Here is a 16,136-nt window from a genome sequence, read left to right on the forward strand (position 1 = left end):
GAAAGAACACAAATCGACATATGGGTACATATTATAGACTATCTTTGGAGATAGACGGGAAAATAGCTCTGTAGTAACTTGTTTAATAATGTAGAGCGTTGTAGAATAGTATGTGTTTTTATGTTTAATTTATGATGAAAAAAATCAAAAGAAAATATGATCCAAACAGTATAAATTTTTGAGTCGGAGGGGCTTTTTGTGGACAAAATAATAATTAACGGTGGACGCGTTCTTCACGGCAACGTGCGTGTAGAAGGCGCAAAAAATGCAGTATTGCCGATCTTGGCCGCTGCATTGCTCGCATCGGAAGGTCCTAACATCATACGTGACGTACCTAACCTTTCGGATGTCTCCACGATCAACGAAGTAGTCAAAAGCTTAAACGCCAAAGTCAATTATGATCCTGAAAAAGGGCAAGTAATCATGGATTCATCTGAACCGCTTGCAAGCGAAGCTCATTTTGAATATGTACGTAAAATGCGTGCGTCAATCTTGGTGATGGGACCATTATTAGCGCGCAACGGTTTTGCACGCGTTGCTTTACCTGGAGGATGTGCCATCGGATCTCGGCCAATCGACCAACACTTAAAAGGGTTTGAAGCGATGGGCGCGGAGATTACATTCGGACATGGACATGTCGAAGCGAAAGCGGAAAAAGGCCTGAAAGGTGCCAAAATCTATTTGGACTTCCCGAGCGTCGGCGCAACGGAAAATATCATGACAGCCGCTGCTCTTGCAAAAGGAACAACCATTATCGAAAACGCGGCGAAAGAGCCGGAAATTGTCGATTTGGCGAACTTCATTAATGAAATGGGCGGTCGAGTGGTCGGTGCCGGAACAGATGCTATTCGTATCGAAGGCGTTGAAAAACTTCACGGGACAATCCACCATATTATCCCAGACCGCATCGAAGCGGGTACATTCATGGTCGCTGCAGCGATTACGGGCGGTGACGTGACAATCGAAAACGCTGTACCTGAACATAACGCAGCCTTAATTTCAAAGCTTGGTGAAATGGGTGTAATCATTACTGAATTAGACGAAGGCTTGCGCATTCAGGCGAAGCATCCTTTAAAAGCGGTCGACTTGAAAACAATGCCGCATCCTGGATTCCCGACAGACATGCAATCGCAAATGATGGCGCTTATGCTAACGGCATCCGGAACAGGCGTCCTAACTGAAACAGTATTTGAAAACCGCTTCATGCACGTCGAAGAATTCCGTCGCATGAACGCAAACGTTAAAATCGAAGGACGCTCGGTCATCATCTCAGGTCCATCCAATCTACAAGGTGCCGAAGTCGCAGCAACGGACTTGCGCGCGGCGGCAGCCCTCATTTTAGCGGGTCTCGTAGCAGAAGGCGTCACACGCGTCACAGAACTCGATCATTTAGACCGAGGCTATGTCGATTTCCATAAGAAATTAAAAGCGCTCGGCGCAGACATTGAACGCGTTTCTTCTGAAGAAAAGAAACCAGCAACAGAAGTACAACTTGTGTAACGAATAACCAACTGCCTCCACGTCAAACTGGAGGCAGTTTTTTTGAATGAATTATAGTCTTACAACATATGAATGAATATGGACAAACTACTAGCCGTTTTATTCATCGTACTACTATTTTTCATTCCCATCCTCATGAAAACACCAGTCGATCCAGTAAAAAACGTAGCAATGGAAGATCCCTGCGCAATCTATATCACTGTGGAAGGGGTGGACAAGCCTTTGCCGCTTGAGGAGTACGTCATTGGGGTTGTCGCGGGCGAAATGCCGATCGACTTCCACGACGAAGCCTTAAGGGCACAAGCGATTGCGGCTCGGACATATGTACTTCAGACGACGGATGGTGGCAAGAAGCCGATCGAGGCGACCGTCTCCGCGCAAGTGTACAAAACTGCAGCTGAACGGAAGGAACGCTGGGGCAATAAGTTCAAGGAGAACGAAAAAAGGCTTCGTGAAATTGTCGCAACAACGACGGGGGACATTATCGTCTATGGCGACGAAATGATTACCGCGATGTTTTTTTCCACATCGAACGGCAAGACGGAAACCGCTCAAAACTACGGCGGAAACTCGATTCCGTACTTGCAAAGCGTGGAAAGCCCAGGAGAAGAGGGCATCACGGCGGAATTCGAAAGGCTCGTTGAAATGCCCATTTCGGAGTGGAATGAAGCGCTCGGTTCCAGCTGGAAAGCGGATCGCTTCAAAAGCCTCAAACTCGTCCGCAATCAAACGGGGCGCGTACAAAGAGCGGTATCCAAGGACTTCGAAATGAGCGGGCGAGAAATGCGCGAAGCACTCGGCCTCGCCTCCACAGATTTTGACATCGCCTACGACGTCACCAACGAAATCGTCCTCATTACAACGAAGGGATACGGGCATGGCGTCGGCATGAGCCAATACGGCGCAGAAGCCTTTGCCCAGAAAGGATGGACTGCTGAAAACATCGTCACCTACTATTATTCAGGCACAACAATAAAAAAATTCGAAGTAGATGAATCAGAATGTTTAAAATCACCAACACTTGCAAACAATAGCAAGTGAGGTGATGACAATGCGAGAAGAAAAACCGAAATTCCCTTCTCAGAAGAATAAGAGTCAAAAGAAGAATAGATGGTTCTGGCCAGCCATCTACGCTGGAATTGCAATCGTCTTCGTCGGTATGATTTGGGGCTATAACGCTTTCATCCAAAATGACACCGAAACAGCTGACGTAGCAAACGATCCGAACGAGCCAATTGTTGAAACGAACGCTGCAAACGAAGTACTCAAATACCCATTCAACGAGGATCATTTAGACAACGTAGCCATTATACAAGAGTACTATGATGCAGAAGCAGATGAAGAGACACGCGAAAACGCACTCCTCGTCTTCAACCAAACGTATTTGACCAATAAAGGCGTCTCGATCTCAATGGAAGGCCAACCATTTGAAGTCGTCGCAGCCCTCAGCGGAACCGTCAAAGAAGTCGTGATCGACCAATTCCAAGGCAGCGAAGTCACGATCGAACATGCTAACGGATTGACAACAAAGTACAGCTCCTTAACCGGCATCCTCGTCAAAGAAGGCGACGAAGTCATTCAAGGACAATCACTCGGCACAGCCACAAGCAACGAATGGAATGCCAAAGCCGGCACACACTTGCACTTCGAAGTGCACAAAGACGGCGTCCCTGTCAACCCGCGCACATTCCTAGGTTTCTAATCAAAACAGCCATTCTCCGTTGAGAGAGTGGCTGTTTTTAGTTTATGAATCGCGTAAAAATGGTAGCTGAATGAGATGGAGAGGCCCCGCGCTCAAAGCGGAATGTCCCACGCCCAAAGCATCCCATCATCCCACGCTCCAAGATCACCCACTCCCCATACAACAAAAGAATAAAAACGTTCCCTCAATCCACCTTTGACATAAACCCACTCCCAACCGCATACGATAAAGGAAGAAACGGAGCTGACAGGAAAGGAAGAGGGCGTGCACGAGCAAATTCGGAGGCGATGCGTGCGCCTCGGCAAAATGTTGCTGGACACTGGACTTACCGTAAGGGCGCTGGCGAAAACGACGGGCTACTCCAAAAGCACGGTCCATAAGGATTTGACCGAGCGGCTGCCGAATGTGGATGTGGAGTTGTCTGAAGAAGTCGCCAAAATACTTGCCTATCATAAGTCTGTCAGACATTTAAGAGGCGGTGAAGCAACACGGATGAAATGGATGAATGAAAATAAGAAAGCCCGCAACACATGACGGGAATAGACGGGGCCCATCGACCCTCCTTATAGGAAGGCGGATACCCTGTCTTTTCGCATGGGTAAAAACCAGTCGCATTACATTGAAAAATGGAGAATTCCAGAAGGAAATGTGTTATGAATCTACCTATGTCTTTTAGAATGGAATGAAAAAGCACTATATTAAAATGTTTGACCGTATTACAACTTCCTCAAAACCCCTGTAAATATCCCCCATTCGACACCTTTCCACACGGCTTAAATTACTGTATGAAAAAATGCAAAATTCCTGTCAATCTTTATGTTCATTAATGGGTCATTATGGTACAATCTATAGTTAGGTGAGTATGCAGTTCGAACTGCAGTTGGAAGGGGAAACGGGATTAATGTTTGCAAAAGATATCGGGATCGATCTTGGAACTGCGAATGTGTTGATTCACGTAAAAGGGAAAGGCATCGTTTTGGACGAGCCAGCAGTCGTTGCGATCGACAAACATACAAACAAAGTATTGGCGGTTGGGACAGAAGCGAGTAAAATGGTTGGAAGGACGCCGGGCAATATCGTTGCCATCCGTCCGATGAAAGATGGGGTTATCGCTGATTTTGACGTAACGGAAATGATGCTCCGTCACTTTATAAATAAATTGAATGTCAAAGGATTCTTATCGAAGCCGCGCATCCTCGTCTGCTGCCCGACGAACATTACGAGTGTCGAGCAGAAAGCGATCCAAGACGCGGCAGAAAAATCCGGCGGCAAAAAAGTGTATCTTGAAGAAGAACCGAAAGTTGCTGCAATCGGCGCCGGCATGGACATCTTCCAGCCAAGTGGAAACATGGTCATCGATATCGGGGGCGGAACAACAGACGTCGCGGTGCTATCGATGGGGGATATCGTTACTTCCGAATCGATCAAGGCGGCAGGCGACATGTTTGACAATGACATCATTCAATCGATTAAACGAAAACATAAATTGCTCATTGGGGAACGGACGGCGGAGACAATTAAAAAAGAAATCGCAACCGTTTTTCCAGGAGGGCGGAAAGAACAGATGGATATCCGTGGCCGAGATATGGTCACTGGACTTCCACGCACGATCACAATCACCTCCGAAGAAGTCAGGGAAGCACTTAACGAATCAATCGGCATGATCATCCAATCCGCAAAGAACGTATTGGAGAAAACGCCACCTGAACTATCCGCGGACATTATCGATCGAGGCGTTTTCCTTACGGGCGGCGGCGCATTACTACACGGCATCGACCATCTGCTTGCGGAAGAATTGAGAGTTCCGGTATTCATTTCGGACAATCCTCTCAGCTGTGTGGCGATCGGAACGGGAATCCTTCTCGAAAACATTAGCAAAACAGCCCGATAATAATCATTGAATTCATCTGAAATCGTTACAATAAAGAACACCAATAGTCAGGAGGCGGATCCCTCATGTTCCGTGGATTTTACACAGTCGGCTCAGGCATGATCGCGCAGCAGCGCAGAACGGAAATGCTCGCAAATAATATTGCGAATGCCAATACGCCGGGCTTCAAAGCTGAACAGTCAAGCATCCGTTCATTCCCGGAAATGTTCATGTCAAGCTTGCATGCGCAACGCATTCCAACTGAAAAAGGCATTCAGCTGAACGGCTTGTCTCCAGTCGGGGCACTTTCGACAGGGGTCTACATGCAAGAAACAATGCCACTCTTCACGCAAGGAACGTTACGCGAAACTGGCATGACGACAGACGTCGCACTACTCGACGGCAACTTGCCGACGAATCCGGAAACCGGTGAACCGGGAGCCGTCTTTTTCCGCCTTGAAAATGGCAACGGGAATGAAGTTTATACTAGAAACGGTAATTTTACACTCGATGCTTCAGGTTTCTTAACGAATCCGATGGGGTATTATGTACTAGATACTCAAGGGCAGCGGATCCAATTGCAAAATGACGATTTCAGCATTTCGGACGCTGGAATCATTATGCAAAACGGAGTTGCAGTTGCCACTCTCGGTGTTTCATTCGCGGAACAGCCCGGCACCCTCTTGAAGCAAGGAAACGGCCTATTTACGAGCAATGCCGGCAACTTGCCTGAAGCGCAAGGAGTCGCTGGGGTCGGCTATTCATTCCAACAAGGCTATTTGGAAGGCTCAAATGTTGACGCGGGCAAGACGATGACGGACATGCTCGCCGCGTACCGTGCATTCGAAGCGAATCAAAAAATCCTTCAAGCATATGACCGGAGCATGGAAAAAGCTGTGAACGAAATTGGGCGTGTCAACGGATGATGCGTTTTGAAAGGGGCCGAAACGAATGATACGATCGATGACAACGGCAGTGAACACAATGAACCAATTGCAAAGCCAATTTGATATAATCGGCAATAACCTTGCAAATTCGGCGACAAACGGGTATAAATCGAGTGAAGCCAATTTTCATGAGATGCTGTACCAACAATTCAACAACGACAAAGCAGATACTGTACAACGCCAGTCTCCCGCAGGCATCCGTTACGGAGTAGGTGCCATGCTTGGCCCAGCGAAAATGAACTGGACAGTCGGTTCGCTCCAAATGACAGGGCGCGAACTCGACTTTGCATTGACTGAACCGAAGCAGTACTTCAACATCATTATGCCCGGAGACGATGGGGAACAAACGGTGTACACACGTGCAGGAAATTTTTACGTTTCGCCAGTTGAAGGCGGCAATCTGATGCTCGTCAATGGGGATGGGTATCCAGTTGCAAATAGTGCAGGACAGCCGATACTGTTTGCCGACAGCGTCAAGCAGTACAATATGCTTCCTGAAGGCATCCTTGAAGTGACGCATAACGACGGTGCCGTACAGCGGATCGAGATGGGTGTCACGACACTCGAACGCCCGAATTTGATGAGCCGCCTTTCCGCAACATTGCTAGGATTGCCTGCTAATTTGGCTGAGCTCGGCGTAAATGCCGGAGACATCCTGACGGAAATGAACGGCGCTGAACGGAACCGCATCGGTATGGAAAATCAAAAACTCGAAGCATCGAACGTCAATTACGAAAAAGAGATGACAGACCTGATCAATGTCCAACGTTCGTACCAATTCAACGCGCGGACAGTCACGCTCGCCGATCAAATGTTAGGCTTGATCAATAACATTCGATAAGCCGTGCTAGGGAGAATCCGATATGATAGATGAAAAACAGAAACATCCTCAATGGGACCATATGAAACAAAAAGACACGACAGAGCGGCAAATCGTCGCATCTCGCGTGGCACGCAGTCAACAAAAGAAGCAGAAGTCCGTCAAAGAGGATGAGAGCGAAAAGCGGCGCATTTGGGTCCAAATCCGCCTGCTGCCAATATGGTTGCGGGTCGTGCTCGTCCTTCTGTTACTCACGGGCGCCGCAATCCTTGGCGCCATTGTCGGCTACGGCTATATTGGCGACGGCCAGCCCGCCGATGTCCTAAAAAAAGAAACATGGACCCATATACTCGATATCATAAATGGGAAAGAGTCATAACGGCTCTTTCATTTCATTTTGCCTAAGTAGGTACGATAAATACATACATTGTCGGGAGGATTAAGGAAATGTTAAACGCAGAACAAATTCAAGAAATCATTCCCCATCGCTATCCTTTCCTATTAGTGGATCGGATTACTGAAATCGAAGAGGGGAAACGGGTCGTTGGCCTGAAAAACGTCACCATCAACGAAGACTTTTTCAACGGTCACTTTCCGGGCTACCCGGTCATGCCGGGCGTCTTGATCGTCGAAGCGCTTGCTCAAGTCGGCGCCGTCGCCATCCTTCAAAAAGAAGAGAACCGCGGCCGCCTCGCATTTTTTGCAGGGATCGACAACTGTAGATTCAAACGCCAAGTCGTCCCAGGGGACCAACTGAAACTCGAAGTTGAAATTACAAGAATGCGCGGCTCAATCGGGAAAGGGAAAGCAGTAGCGACGGTTGATGGAGAAATCGCCTGCGAAACAGAAATCACATTCGCCCTAGGACCCAAAGCACCTTCAAATTAATTTGCGCACGTCTAAAATGTCAGCTACAATGAGAAGTGCAGTGTGCTTGCTCCATCCGCACACGCACGTTAGAGTGGGAGGTACCAACTAATTATGTACAATGATCTTTCTCCAAATATAAAAAGCAGCATCACACGCTCCATCACCCAAACGTTCGAGCAATACATGACGGACATCGCTTGGGACGAAGAGCTGTACGACATCGAAGACTTCATCGATTCATGGCGCGAATACATCACGACGAAAGCACTCTGGTACACAAAAATTCCAGATGACATGAAACGGGATCCGAAATTCCATGAAGACCTCGCCCAGCGAATCAATGAAGTCATCCAGCGTATCATCAGCGAGCCGCCTTCTGAAGAGCAAATCGCCAATATCCAAATGATGCAGGAAAAACTCGATACGCATCTCACGTACGACTGCAAAGCCGAAGCCGTATTTGTCGAAAACCTGCTGAAAGAACGCCTCGAAAAAGAACAATAAAAAGTATGGATAGTTCCCTCCTTTTTAGCCAACCTACAAGTATCATACGATTTGTATGATACAGGCTTGTGGAAAGGAGGGAATTCTTATGTTCAAAAAAGCGATACCGTTCGTACTTGTAGCCGGACTTACATTGACAGCATGTGCTAACAATGATAACAACGACAACAACAGAAACAACGTCCCGAACAACAACGAGACGCCGATGGAAAACCTAGATCGGGACAATACGCCACGTGTCAATAACGGCGCAGGACCGGACATGGATGGCATCAACAACGGTCGTAATGGGAACAATGTTGACAACGACGGAATCATCAATGATGGCAACCGGAACGGAAACAACGACGAAATCATCATCGATGAAAGAACTAGACCGAATGGTGAAAGAATCATCATCGAAGAAAACAACCGCAACGGGAACAATAACAACAACCGCTAACCGCAAGCCTTAAAGAAAACCGCCACCCCCCGGCGGTTTTTCTTTTGGGGAATCGCGCCATAGAGAAGCAGGGTTATCCCGGCTTCCCGCATACCAGTGCAAAAACCTTAAAACCGCATAAACCGCGAAATCTACCCATAACCCGCCGTACACGCGCATACCGTAGCCATAACGCATAAAAGCAAACCCTTGAATGGTCAAAAACCATCCAGCGCGACCAGCGACAACACCCCTCACAGAAAACAGCCGCGAAACACGCAAAAAAATCCAGCAACTCACGCATAACCCGCCGCAGAACCGCATAAATCGCAGAACTCACGCATAACCCGCCGCAGAACCGCATAAATCGGGAAACTTGCGCATAACCCGCCACAAATCCGCATAAATCGCGAAATCCACGCATAACCTGCCACAAATCCGCATAAATCCCAAAACTCACGCATAAAAAAAGCCGCCCTCAAAGGCAGCTCCCACACTCACACTTCACGCTATTCCCGTCTCTCACGTTCCTCCCGATCCTTCTTCAACCGCGGACGCTCGCGCATATCCGACTCGAATCGTCGCAGCAGCGCCTCGCCGCTCAATCCTTCCGTAATCAATTCCTCCAATAAATGCTCCGCATACTGCGTGCGAGCGCGCTTCAACCGGCCTTTCAACAAAACAGAAATGTTTTCCCCGATCCGCTGTACGGTGTCGACCGCCACTCGGAATCCCGCAGGCTCGTTTTCTGGATACGAAATGACGACGCTCGCTTCCAATAACTCCTCCGACGCCTTCCAATCTTCAAACTGCTTCTCGTACTGTTGATCAATGAAAAGCTCGAGAATCCACATCCGGTGGCTATTCTCCTGATTGATAATAATACCATCGATTAGTGGGAAATCTAGTATTTTATCGTCTACCAAAATACCGACAGAAATCATTTTAAAAGTTTTCAAATACGCCACCCCGCTCACTTTTTGCATCAAGTATACCATACGCGTGAAAAAAACTTCAGAAACAGCCAAGCTCGAATTATCTCGAATAAATGAAAACTTCCAAACCCTATTGAACATGCGGTTTCCTAAATTTCGAAACGAAAATACCTAACAAAACCGCTTGAAAATCAAATTTTGGCAATTTGCAAGTAATTTCAATCCGTCCTATGATGAACGTACCACAGGAAGAAAGGAGGGGGAAATGTGAACCAAGTTGCACTCGTAGGGCGCATCACGAAGGATCCAATTTTAAGAAGGCTTTCAGAAGGAAGGCTGCAAACGAGCTTCATTCTGGCCGTCAACCGTAAATTCAAAAACCAGCATGGCGAAGTGGATGCCGACTTCATCCTATGCACCGCGTGGGGAAAAGTTGCGCAGAACACGGCGAAGCATTGTGGAAAAGGATCTTTAATTGGTGTTGGCGGGCGAATCCAATCACGGACATACGAACGGGAAGACAAAAGCCGCGTCTTCGTTACCGAAGTAATCGGCGAAGAAATTCGATTCCTGTCGACGAAACGGAGAGAGAACGACAACTTGTACGGAGAGCCTGAAGACAATGTGCAACGTAGTGGCGGCGAGGAAAGCGAGAAAGAACAAGAGAGGATCACCTCGAACTTCCATCTGCCGCAAGACGAAAAAGAGGGACTGCCGATCTTTTGAACATCACAGATGGTACATAGGGGGCAGGGGAAAAGGAAAGGAGGGCCGCTAGAAAAGTTCGGGTACACAAAACTAAATAGAATAGTGAAATGAAAAAATCTACGACGAGAACGGAATAAGCAAAAAGGTCATGAGGATAGCGAAGGGTGGGGATCCTTCCATATCCAAAAGGGGGACATTGCTACGGCAATGTTTGCTGCGTAGGCCGAATGATGATCTTGGCCGAAAAATGCGGCGGGGACCGCTCCCGCCGCATTATCCCAATCAAAAAGGAGGGAACTACTTGGAACAATTCGAGCAACAGCTGATCCGCATGGAACTGCAAGTCGGGCAACTCATCCGCATCATCGCCGCCATGAATGAGCGACTCAAAGAATTGGAAGAAAAGGAACTCGAACGAAAAGTCATCCCTATACATATCCGGCGCGCATCACAACGGACATGAACGAAAAACCCCGGTTCCGAAAACGAAACCGAGGTTATACACTATCTTTTAAATGATAAAAGGTCATCCAATTCCGTATCGGACAACTCCGTCAGCCATTGACTCGATTGGATCAGATCCGCGGAAAGAGCCGCTTTCTCAACGAGCATCTTATCGATCTTCTCTTCAATCGTCCCGACGGTTACAAACTTATGGACATGCACGAACTTCGTCTGGCCGATCCGGTACGCCCGGTCCGTCGCCTGATTCTCAACTGCCGGATTCCACCAGCGGTCCGCGTGCAACACATGATTCGCCGCCGTCAAATTCAACCCGGTTCCGCCCGCTTTCAGAGACAGGATGAAAACTGGGAATTCGCCAGCCTGGAATGCTTCGACTAAATGATCGCGCTGCCCCTTCGGCATGCTGCCCGATAAAAACGGCACATCGATATCGTGCAACTCGCTCAAACATTGGCGGATCAATTGGCCCATTCCAATATACTGCGTGAAAATCAAACATTGCTCGCCATTCGATGCAATATCCGCTGCCATCGACACAATTCGATTCAACTTCACCGACCGCTCCAACATTTGATCGGCAGGCCCATACGGTTCTTTCAAAAACAGCGATGGATGATTGCAAAGCTGCTTCAAACGGCTCAACATTTTCAAAATGAGCCCTTTACGTTCAAAGCCGGTCAACGTCTCAAGCTTGTACTTCGTATCTTCGATGAAACTTTCGTAAAGTGCAGCTTGCTCCGTCGTCAACGGACAATATTCATTCTGCTCGAGCTTCTTCGGCAAATTCAGCTGCAAATCGGGATCATTCTTCGTTCGTCGCAGCAAGAACGGACGGATTTTCGCCCGCAGTTTGCGCTTCTCAAGCTCCGCATCATCCCGCTCGATCGGAATGATGAACTGCTCTGTGAACGTCCGGAAACTTCCGAAATATCCTTTATGAATGAAATCGAAAATTGCCCATAGCTCCGATAACCGGTTCTCGATCGGCGTTCCCGTCAACGCAATCTGATGGTCGCCATGCAACTTCCGGATTGCCCGTGACTGCTTCGTCTGCATGTTTTTAATATTTTGCGCTTCATCGAGCGCAATACTCGCGAATACAGTGTCTTTCAATGTCTCGTCGTCCTGCGTCACCGTACCGTACGTCGTCAAAATGACATCCGGTTTTACAGTTTTCAACAGCTCGTCGAACTCATCTTCCCGCGCACGCCCCGGCCCATAATGTGTATGAACCGCAAGCGACGGCGCAAACCGTTCAAGCTCCTTCTGCCAGTTGCCGAGTACACTCGTAGGACAAATGATCAACGATGGGGAATCCGTCGCTGGACGCGCATGCACATTCAACAAATACGTAATAAGCTGCACCGTCTTCCCGAGCCCCATATCATCCGCCAAGCACGCGCCAAAATGATGCTCCCGCATGAAGACGAGCCAATTATAGCCGTCGACTTGATACGGACGGAGCTCCGCCTGAAGCCCTTCAGGTATACCCGCCTCCGGAAGGCCATGCTTATTCGAAACCATTTCGACGTAATCACGCAACGACTGCTGCATCGAAAATGCAAGAAGGGGATCGTCCGCACTGTCATCGTCAGCGACCGGAATGATCTCCTCGGGAATTTCCTGAAACAAGAGATCCTTCACCGTCCACTCGCCCGCATCCGCCTGCTCCATCAGCTCGCGGATCCGCTTCAGCCAAAGAGGATCGATATGGAACCACTCATCGCCCGAGCGAATATACTCGCGATTTTCATCGACAAGCTTTCGGAACGAATCCTGATCAATCTCCTTCCCGGCGAGCGAGAAATTCCAATCAAACGAAAGGACCTCGTCAAGACCTGCCGCCGAGCGATACGACTGGACACTCGCACTCGTCCGCACCCGCATCCTTGACTCCGTCACCGATTTCAGCCACGCCGGCAAAATGACAGGATACCCGAACGACTGGAACACAGGTAAATCTTCCTGAATGAACGTCCGCACTTCCGGATCCGTCATGACGACCGACAAAAACCGGTTTCCAGCATCCACCTCGACCGAACGGAGAAAAGACACCATCTCGGACTGCTTCTCGCGGATTTCATCAGCGTAAACTTTCCATTTTGCAGGAAGCGCATCACCAATTTCCGCATTCGCTTTCCGGACAGCAGGCGTCCAATGCGTCCCGCGTTCACTGACTACGACCGTCTCGAGCAGCCATTCCGTATCTGCCTCGTCATCCGGCTCAGTGAGACGAAAAGCGACACGAATCGGCATTGTCGAAACCGATTCTCCTGGCCATCCGAACTTGCGCAAATGCGGCAAAAGCGCAGGCAACTGATCGAGCCGCATTGCCGAAGCTTCGATTTTTTCGCGAATCGCATCATGCAAAATCATCGAAGAAAGGGAGGTAATCCCGATTTTCTCCTCGTCGAATCGGATCATCCCTGCGTCCATCTCCGCATGCTGCCAGAAATCGGGTTCACCCCATAAACGGGCCGCTTCTCGTAACGCCGATAAATGAGCTTCATCATTTGTCGTCTGCCCGGTAAACGTCGCGAATGGGTGCGGATTGCCCGCGAACACTTGAAGAAACTCATTCGTTTTCAAATGGACGCCATCTTCATCCGTCTCTGCCAACAAGCCGTATAACGTCTGTTCATTATTGAAAAACAGGAAAGAGGAAAGTCGATCCGGTGGAACCGCCCGTCCCGATGCATCCGTCGCGGTTACCGTATATTTTCCACCTTCGTCACGCTCAATCGCCAATTGGAAAAGTGAATGTAACGTACCCATTTTCGTCATAAATTCAAATTCCCCTTTTCCATTTCTTCCGACAACGCACGGAGCCGTCTATATTGCTCGCGAACAGTGTCGATATACCGATTCCAAAAATCCGCCTTGCCGCTCTTTTTCGCGCCCGCTTTCATGCTCTTGAACAATCGCACGGCGCGGCGGTAACTATGTCGGTTCTTCTCTTGGATGAACCGCATCGCGTACGTATGAAGCAGCGGCATGACCGAGGCCGGGTCATTCGCGAGGACGAATTTCAACGTATCCGGTTCAATGCCGTCATACGGAATATTAAACCGGTGCATGAGCGCCGCCCACTCGGCAAATCGCTCCCGCTCGATGAGGAAATCGCCAAACGCGCTGACGCCGTCTTCCCCGTAGATCATAAACAGCTCTTCGCGCTGCTTTTCCGGAAAATCGGCCTCTTCTAGCAAGCCGTCAATTTTCCGGATGAAATGGTACCGGTCGTTCGAAAATGTCAATTGTTCGAAAAACTTACCGATATAAGGATAGATCGTCTCCAAAATGATGGAAAGGGAATTGATGTCTTCCATTTCCGCCGCCCGGTCAGCGAGCGGTAGCCAATGACCGACAAGTTCGCCGCCCGTCCGTTCCGCAATTTCCGCTAACGTCTTGTCATCGCCCTTCGTCAAATTGAAGTACGCGGCGAAGAAGGCGGCATCGACCGAATCACCGTCTAATAGAAGCGCGAGCTCTTTCTCTTGGGAAGCCTTGTCCTTGTACAGGAACTCCCACATGATTGCGTATATTTGGAGACGCACTTCAAACAGCCCTGCACTCTTCGAAACGAATTCACGGACTTGTGTTTTCAGCGCTGTGTAAAACGCATCCGTCTCGAATAGCCGCGGCGTCTTGCCGAGCGACTTGCCGATATCGCGTAATTTATCGATCTGTTCATTGACCCACATTTTCACTTGCCATTGCCGGTACGTAAAATGGTTTGCCTCTTCGAGGTGCACACGTGCATACGGCCAGCCCGCTTCCAACAGATGCAACCTGTAAAACAGTTCGAACAGCGGCTTCCATTCCCACTCGAAAGGGGATAACGGAATCACTTTTTGGTCCATTAACGAGCTTTCATGGATAAACACATTCGGACTGTCACCGGCTTCGATTTTCCGAAGCGGCATCGTCAGCCTGTACAACACGTCGTTCCAAGCTTCAGGCGTCCGTTCCGAAATAGTCAATGCCATCTGTTCAGCCTCTCTCCGTTGCCAAACATGCAGCCATTCCGTCATCGAATGGAACTGTGAATAAAGATGAAAGACGACCGTCATCTTATGGACACACCAATCGTCCTCGTCGCAAGTGCAAGTTGCAACCGACGGCGGGGCCAGTCGAACGTTCGCGTCGCCATCATTCACCGTCGCCTCGATCATCGTCATATCCGATGACAACCGAACGTCGTGAATCGCACTTTTACGGACGAGCGAAACAGCCTTCCGGATCTGCTCGACATCTTCCGGCACATCGGGACGGAAAGAAAGCTTAATCAGATTCATCCATTCATCTATTTCACGCTCATGCAAATACGAAAATCGTTCCACTGACATGCGCATCGGCTCACTCCCTAAAATAAAGCATTCCCTTCATTATAATGCTTTTGAGCCACAACCGTAAATGAAATCGTTTAGAGAAAGAAAAACTACTACTATTAAAATAAAGATGGGGGATCTAAATTGGAAGAATTAGTACTTCATATTCCTTGGCTATACACAATACGTCACGTATTACATAAGAAGAGCGAAACTTGGGGCAAGATGTTCGAAGAGGAGGTCATCGGGTTCAGTCTGCCGGAGACATTTGTCACAGCGGATCATGAAGTGATCATCGCTGATTATGAATTCGATGAACTGACAGTGTTGAAGGTCGGCGACGTCCAATTCATTCAGAACCTGAAGGAAAACGGAATCGAATTCGAGCCGCGGGAAATGTCATTTCTTCTGAAACGGCCATCTCAGAAGAAGAATCATCATTTCAAGCGTCACTGAATAGGATAGAAAACAAATCATTCACAAAATAGAAAGAGTTGTGATAGAATAATAATAATCGGAATATTCAATAACGGAGGGATAAAAATGCTTTCAGTTCAGCGTATGACGCCTTTTTTTACTAGCCAAGAGGACTTCCGTCTACGTCTCGTGTTTGCGTATCAATATTTCTCTATTATAAAAGGCGGTGAAGTATACCAATTCGTCCCTTCTGAAGGGAAAGAAATCGTCGTCAACGTCAAGAGCCTGCAAGTCGAAAACCTCGGCGAAGTGTTCGTCTTCCAGCGCGGCAGCCGCTATATCCGATTGCCGCTCTACCAGCTGCTGCTCATCTCAGACCTTCATCTGCATCTATCGTCAATCCTTGAAGGAACATTGAACTTACAACTTGAAATACCCGAAGACGTCATCCAGGAAGCAGAGGAGCTGATGAAAGAAATTGAAGCTGACAACCGCGAGCGCATGATCGACTACGCACTCGAAACAAACAACCGAACCCTATTCACTCAACTGACGGAAGGAATGCACTAAATTGAAAATCAAATCGTAAAAAAACACTTATCGTCCCGAAAAACGATGAGTGTTTTTATTTTTATGTGAATTCGGTTTA

The 16,136-nt window shown here is 48.3% G+C and carries 19 protein-coding genes; 15 read left to right on the plus strand and 4 right to left on the minus strand.

What is annotated here, in order from left to right; all coding sequences use genetic code 11:
• Positions 1-198: 198 nt before the first annotated feature.
• The 11 genes from murA to MHZ92_RS07320 all read left to right on the plus strand — a co-directional run bounded on the left by murA (position 199) and on the right by MHZ92_RS07320 (position 8,655).
• Positions 199-1,500, plus strand: a complete 1,302-nt coding sequence (murA, locus tag MHZ92_RS07270) for a UDP-N-acetylglucosamine 1-carboxyvinyltransferase (RefSeq protein ID WP_239430939.1) — start codon at positions 199-201, stop codon at positions 1,498-1,500.
• 72 nt (positions 1,501-1,572) lie between these two features.
• Positions 1,573-2,541 (plus strand): stage II sporulation protein D, encoded by a 969-nt coding sequence (gene spoIID / locus MHZ92_RS07275; RefSeq protein WP_239430940.1) that lies wholly within the window; start codon positions 1,573-1,575, stop codon positions 2,539-2,541.
• Between the two features lie 10 nt (positions 2,542-2,551).
• Positions 2,552-3,202 carry a M23 family metallopeptidase gene (locus MHZ92_RS07280; protein ID WP_239430941.1) on the plus strand — a complete coding sequence of 217 codons (651 nt, stop codon included), beginning with the start codon at positions 2,552-2,554 and terminating at the stop codon, positions 3,200-3,202.
• A 264-nt stretch (positions 3,203-3,466) separates the two neighbouring features.
• Entirely contained in the window at positions 3,467-3,736 is a 270-nt protein-coding gene (locus MHZ92_RS07285; protein ID WP_239430942.1) for a sporulation transcriptional regulator SpoIIID, read from the plus strand.
• Positions 3,737-4,103: 367 nt separating this feature from the next.
• Entirely contained in the window at positions 4,104-5,093 is a 990-nt protein-coding gene (locus MHZ92_RS07290; RefSeq protein WP_239431243.1) for a rod shape-determining protein, read from the plus strand.
• Between the two features lie 65 nt (positions 5,094-5,158).
• Entirely contained in the window at positions 5,159-5,998 is an 840-nt protein-coding gene (locus MHZ92_RS07295; RefSeq protein ID WP_239430943.1) for a flagellar hook-basal body protein, read from the plus strand.
• 25 nt (positions 5,999-6,023) lie between these two features.
• The gene (locus MHZ92_RS07300; protein ID WP_239430944.1) at positions 6,024-6,860 is read left to right on the plus strand and encodes a flagellar hook-basal body protein; all 837 of its coding nucleotides are present in this window, start codon (positions 6,024-6,026) and stop codon (positions 6,858-6,860) included.
• Positions 6,861-6,882: 22 nt separating this feature from the next.
• Positions 6,883-7,218 carry a DNA-directed RNA polymerase subunit beta gene (locus MHZ92_RS07305; RefSeq protein WP_370644649.1) on the plus strand — a complete coding sequence of 112 codons (336 nt, stop codon included), beginning with the start codon at positions 6,883-6,885 and terminating at the stop codon, positions 7,216-7,218.
• A 68-nt stretch (positions 7,219-7,286) separates the two neighbouring features.
• On the plus strand, positions 7,287-7,727 hold the full coding sequence (gene fabZ / locus MHZ92_RS07310; protein ID WP_239430945.1) for a 3-hydroxyacyl-ACP dehydratase FabZ: 441 nt from the start codon (positions 7,287-7,289) through the stop codon (positions 7,725-7,727).
• Positions 7,728-7,820: 93 nt separating this feature from the next.
• Positions 7,821-8,213 carry a hypothetical protein gene (locus MHZ92_RS07315; RefSeq protein WP_239430946.1) on the plus strand — a complete coding sequence of 131 codons (393 nt, stop codon included), beginning with the start codon at positions 7,821-7,823 and terminating at the stop codon, positions 8,211-8,213.
• 88 nt (positions 8,214-8,301) lie between these two features.
• Positions 8,302-8,655: a hypothetical protein gene (locus MHZ92_RS07320; protein ID WP_239430947.1), complete on the plus strand. Its 354-nt coding sequence runs from the start codon at positions 8,302-8,304 to the stop codon at positions 8,653-8,655.
• A gap of 9 nt (positions 8,656-8,664) precedes the next feature.
• Here MHZ92_RS07320 and MHZ92_RS07325 read toward each other — a convergent pair whose 3' ends face one another.
• Positions 8,665-8,856 carry a hypothetical protein gene (locus tag MHZ92_RS07325; protein WP_239430948.1) on the minus strand — a complete coding sequence of 64 codons (192 nt, stop codon included), beginning with the start codon at positions 8,854-8,856 and terminating at the stop codon, positions 8,665-8,667.
• A 287-nt stretch (positions 8,857-9,143) separates the two neighbouring features.
• Positions 9,144-9,593 carry a YwpF-like family protein gene (locus tag MHZ92_RS07330; protein WP_239431245.1) on the minus strand — a complete coding sequence of 150 codons (450 nt, stop codon included), beginning with the start codon at positions 9,591-9,593 and terminating at the stop codon, positions 9,144-9,146.
• 243 nt (positions 9,594-9,836) lie between these two features.
• Between MHZ92_RS07330 and MHZ92_RS07335 the strand changes: the two genes are divergently transcribed.
• Together MHZ92_RS07335 and MHZ92_RS07340 are read left to right on the plus strand one after the other, a co-directional pair.
• A complete protein-coding gene (locus MHZ92_RS07335; RefSeq protein WP_239430949.1) occupies positions 9,837-10,295 on the plus strand; it encodes a single-stranded DNA-binding protein in 459 nt (152 codons plus the stop codon).
• 283 nt (positions 10,296-10,578) lie between these two features.
• The gene (locus MHZ92_RS07340) at positions 10,579-10,740 is read left to right on the plus strand and encodes a hypothetical protein (protein ID WP_239430950.1); all 162 of its coding nucleotides are present in this window, start codon (positions 10,579-10,581) and stop codon (positions 10,738-10,740) included.
• 41 nt (positions 10,741-10,781) lie between these two features.
• Here the strand turns inward: MHZ92_RS07340 and MHZ92_RS07345 are convergent, their stop codons facing one another.
• On the minus strand, positions 10,782-13,526 hold the full coding sequence (locus MHZ92_RS07345) for a DEAD/DEAH box helicase (RefSeq protein ID WP_239430951.1): 2,745 nt from the start codon (positions 13,524-13,526) through the stop codon (positions 10,782-10,784).
• Positions 13,523-15,094: a hypothetical protein gene (locus MHZ92_RS07350; protein ID WP_239430952.1), complete on the minus strand. Its 1,572-nt coding sequence runs from the start codon at positions 15,092-15,094 to the stop codon at positions 13,523-13,525. The genes MHZ92_RS07345 and MHZ92_RS07350 overlap by 4 nt, the downstream gene beginning before the upstream one ends.
• Before the next feature lie 120 nt (positions 15,095-15,214).
• On the opposite strand from MHZ92_RS07350, the gene MHZ92_RS07355 reads away from it, so the two are divergent.
• Both MHZ92_RS07355 and MHZ92_RS07360 read left to right on the plus strand, forming a co-directional pair.
• The gene (locus tag MHZ92_RS07355; RefSeq protein WP_239430953.1) at positions 15,215-15,526 is read left to right on the plus strand and encodes a hypothetical protein; all 312 of its coding nucleotides are present in this window, start codon (positions 15,215-15,217) and stop codon (positions 15,524-15,526) included.
• A gap of 87 nt (positions 15,527-15,613) precedes the next feature.
• Positions 15,614-16,057 carry a transcriptional regulator gene (locus MHZ92_RS07360; RefSeq protein WP_239430954.1) on the plus strand — a complete coding sequence of 148 codons (444 nt, stop codon included), beginning with the start codon at positions 15,614-15,616 and terminating at the stop codon, positions 16,055-16,057.
• The last annotated feature ends 79 nt before the right edge of the window (positions 16,058-16,136 follow it).

This window comes from Sporosarcina sp. ACRSL, assembly GCF_022346605.1.
Lineage (GTDB): Bacteria > Bacillota > Bacilli > Bacillales_A > Planococcaceae > Sporosarcina.

What these genes read in the sequence shown, in the direction of transcription:
- spoIID (WP_239430940.1), top strand. Translation starts at nt 1,573, where the DNA reads ATGAATATGGACAAACTACTAGCCGTTTTATTCATCGTACTACTATTT.
- MHZ92_RS07280 (WP_239430941.1), top strand. Translation starts at nt 2,552, where the DNA reads ATGCGAGAAGAAAAACCGAAATTCCCTTCTCAGAAGAATAAGAGTCAA.
- MHZ92_RS07290 (WP_239431243.1), top strand. Translation starts at nt 4,104, where the DNA reads ATGTTTGCAAAAGATATCGGGATCGATCTTGGAACTGCGAATGTGTTG.
- MHZ92_RS07295 (WP_239430943.1), top strand. Translation starts at nt 5,159, where the DNA reads ATGTTCCGTGGATTTTACACAGTCGGCTCAGGCATGATCGCGCAGCAG.
- MHZ92_RS07300 (WP_239430944.1), top strand. Translation starts at nt 6,024, where the DNA reads ATGATACGATCGATGACAACGGCAGTGAACACAATGAACCAATTGCAA.
- MHZ92_RS07305 (WP_370644649.1), top strand. Translation starts at nt 6,883, where the DNA reads ATGATAGATGAAAAACAGAAACATCCTCAATGGGACCATATGAAACAA.
- fabZ (WP_239430945.1), top strand. Translation starts at nt 7,287, where the DNA reads ATGTTAAACGCAGAACAAATTCAAGAAATCATTCCCCATCGCTATCCT.
- MHZ92_RS07315 (WP_239430946.1), top strand. Translation starts at nt 7,821, where the DNA reads ATGTACAATGATCTTTCTCCAAATATAAAAAGCAGCATCACACGCTCC.
- MHZ92_RS07320 (WP_239430947.1), top strand. Translation starts at nt 8,302, where the DNA reads ATGTTCAAAAAAGCGATACCGTTCGTACTTGTAGCCGGACTTACATTG.
- MHZ92_RS07345 (WP_239430951.1), bottom strand. Translation starts at nt 13,526, where the DNA reads ATGACGAAAATGGGTACGTTACATTCACTTTTCCAATTGGCGATTGAG.
- MHZ92_RS07350 (WP_239430952.1), bottom strand. Translation starts at nt 15,094, where the DNA reads ATGCGCATGTCAGTGGAACGATTTTCGTATTTGCATGAGCGTGAAATA.
- MHZ92_RS07360 (WP_239430954.1), top strand. Translation starts at nt 15,614, where the DNA reads ATGCTTTCAGTTCAGCGTATGACGCCTTTTTTTACTAGCCAAGAGGAC.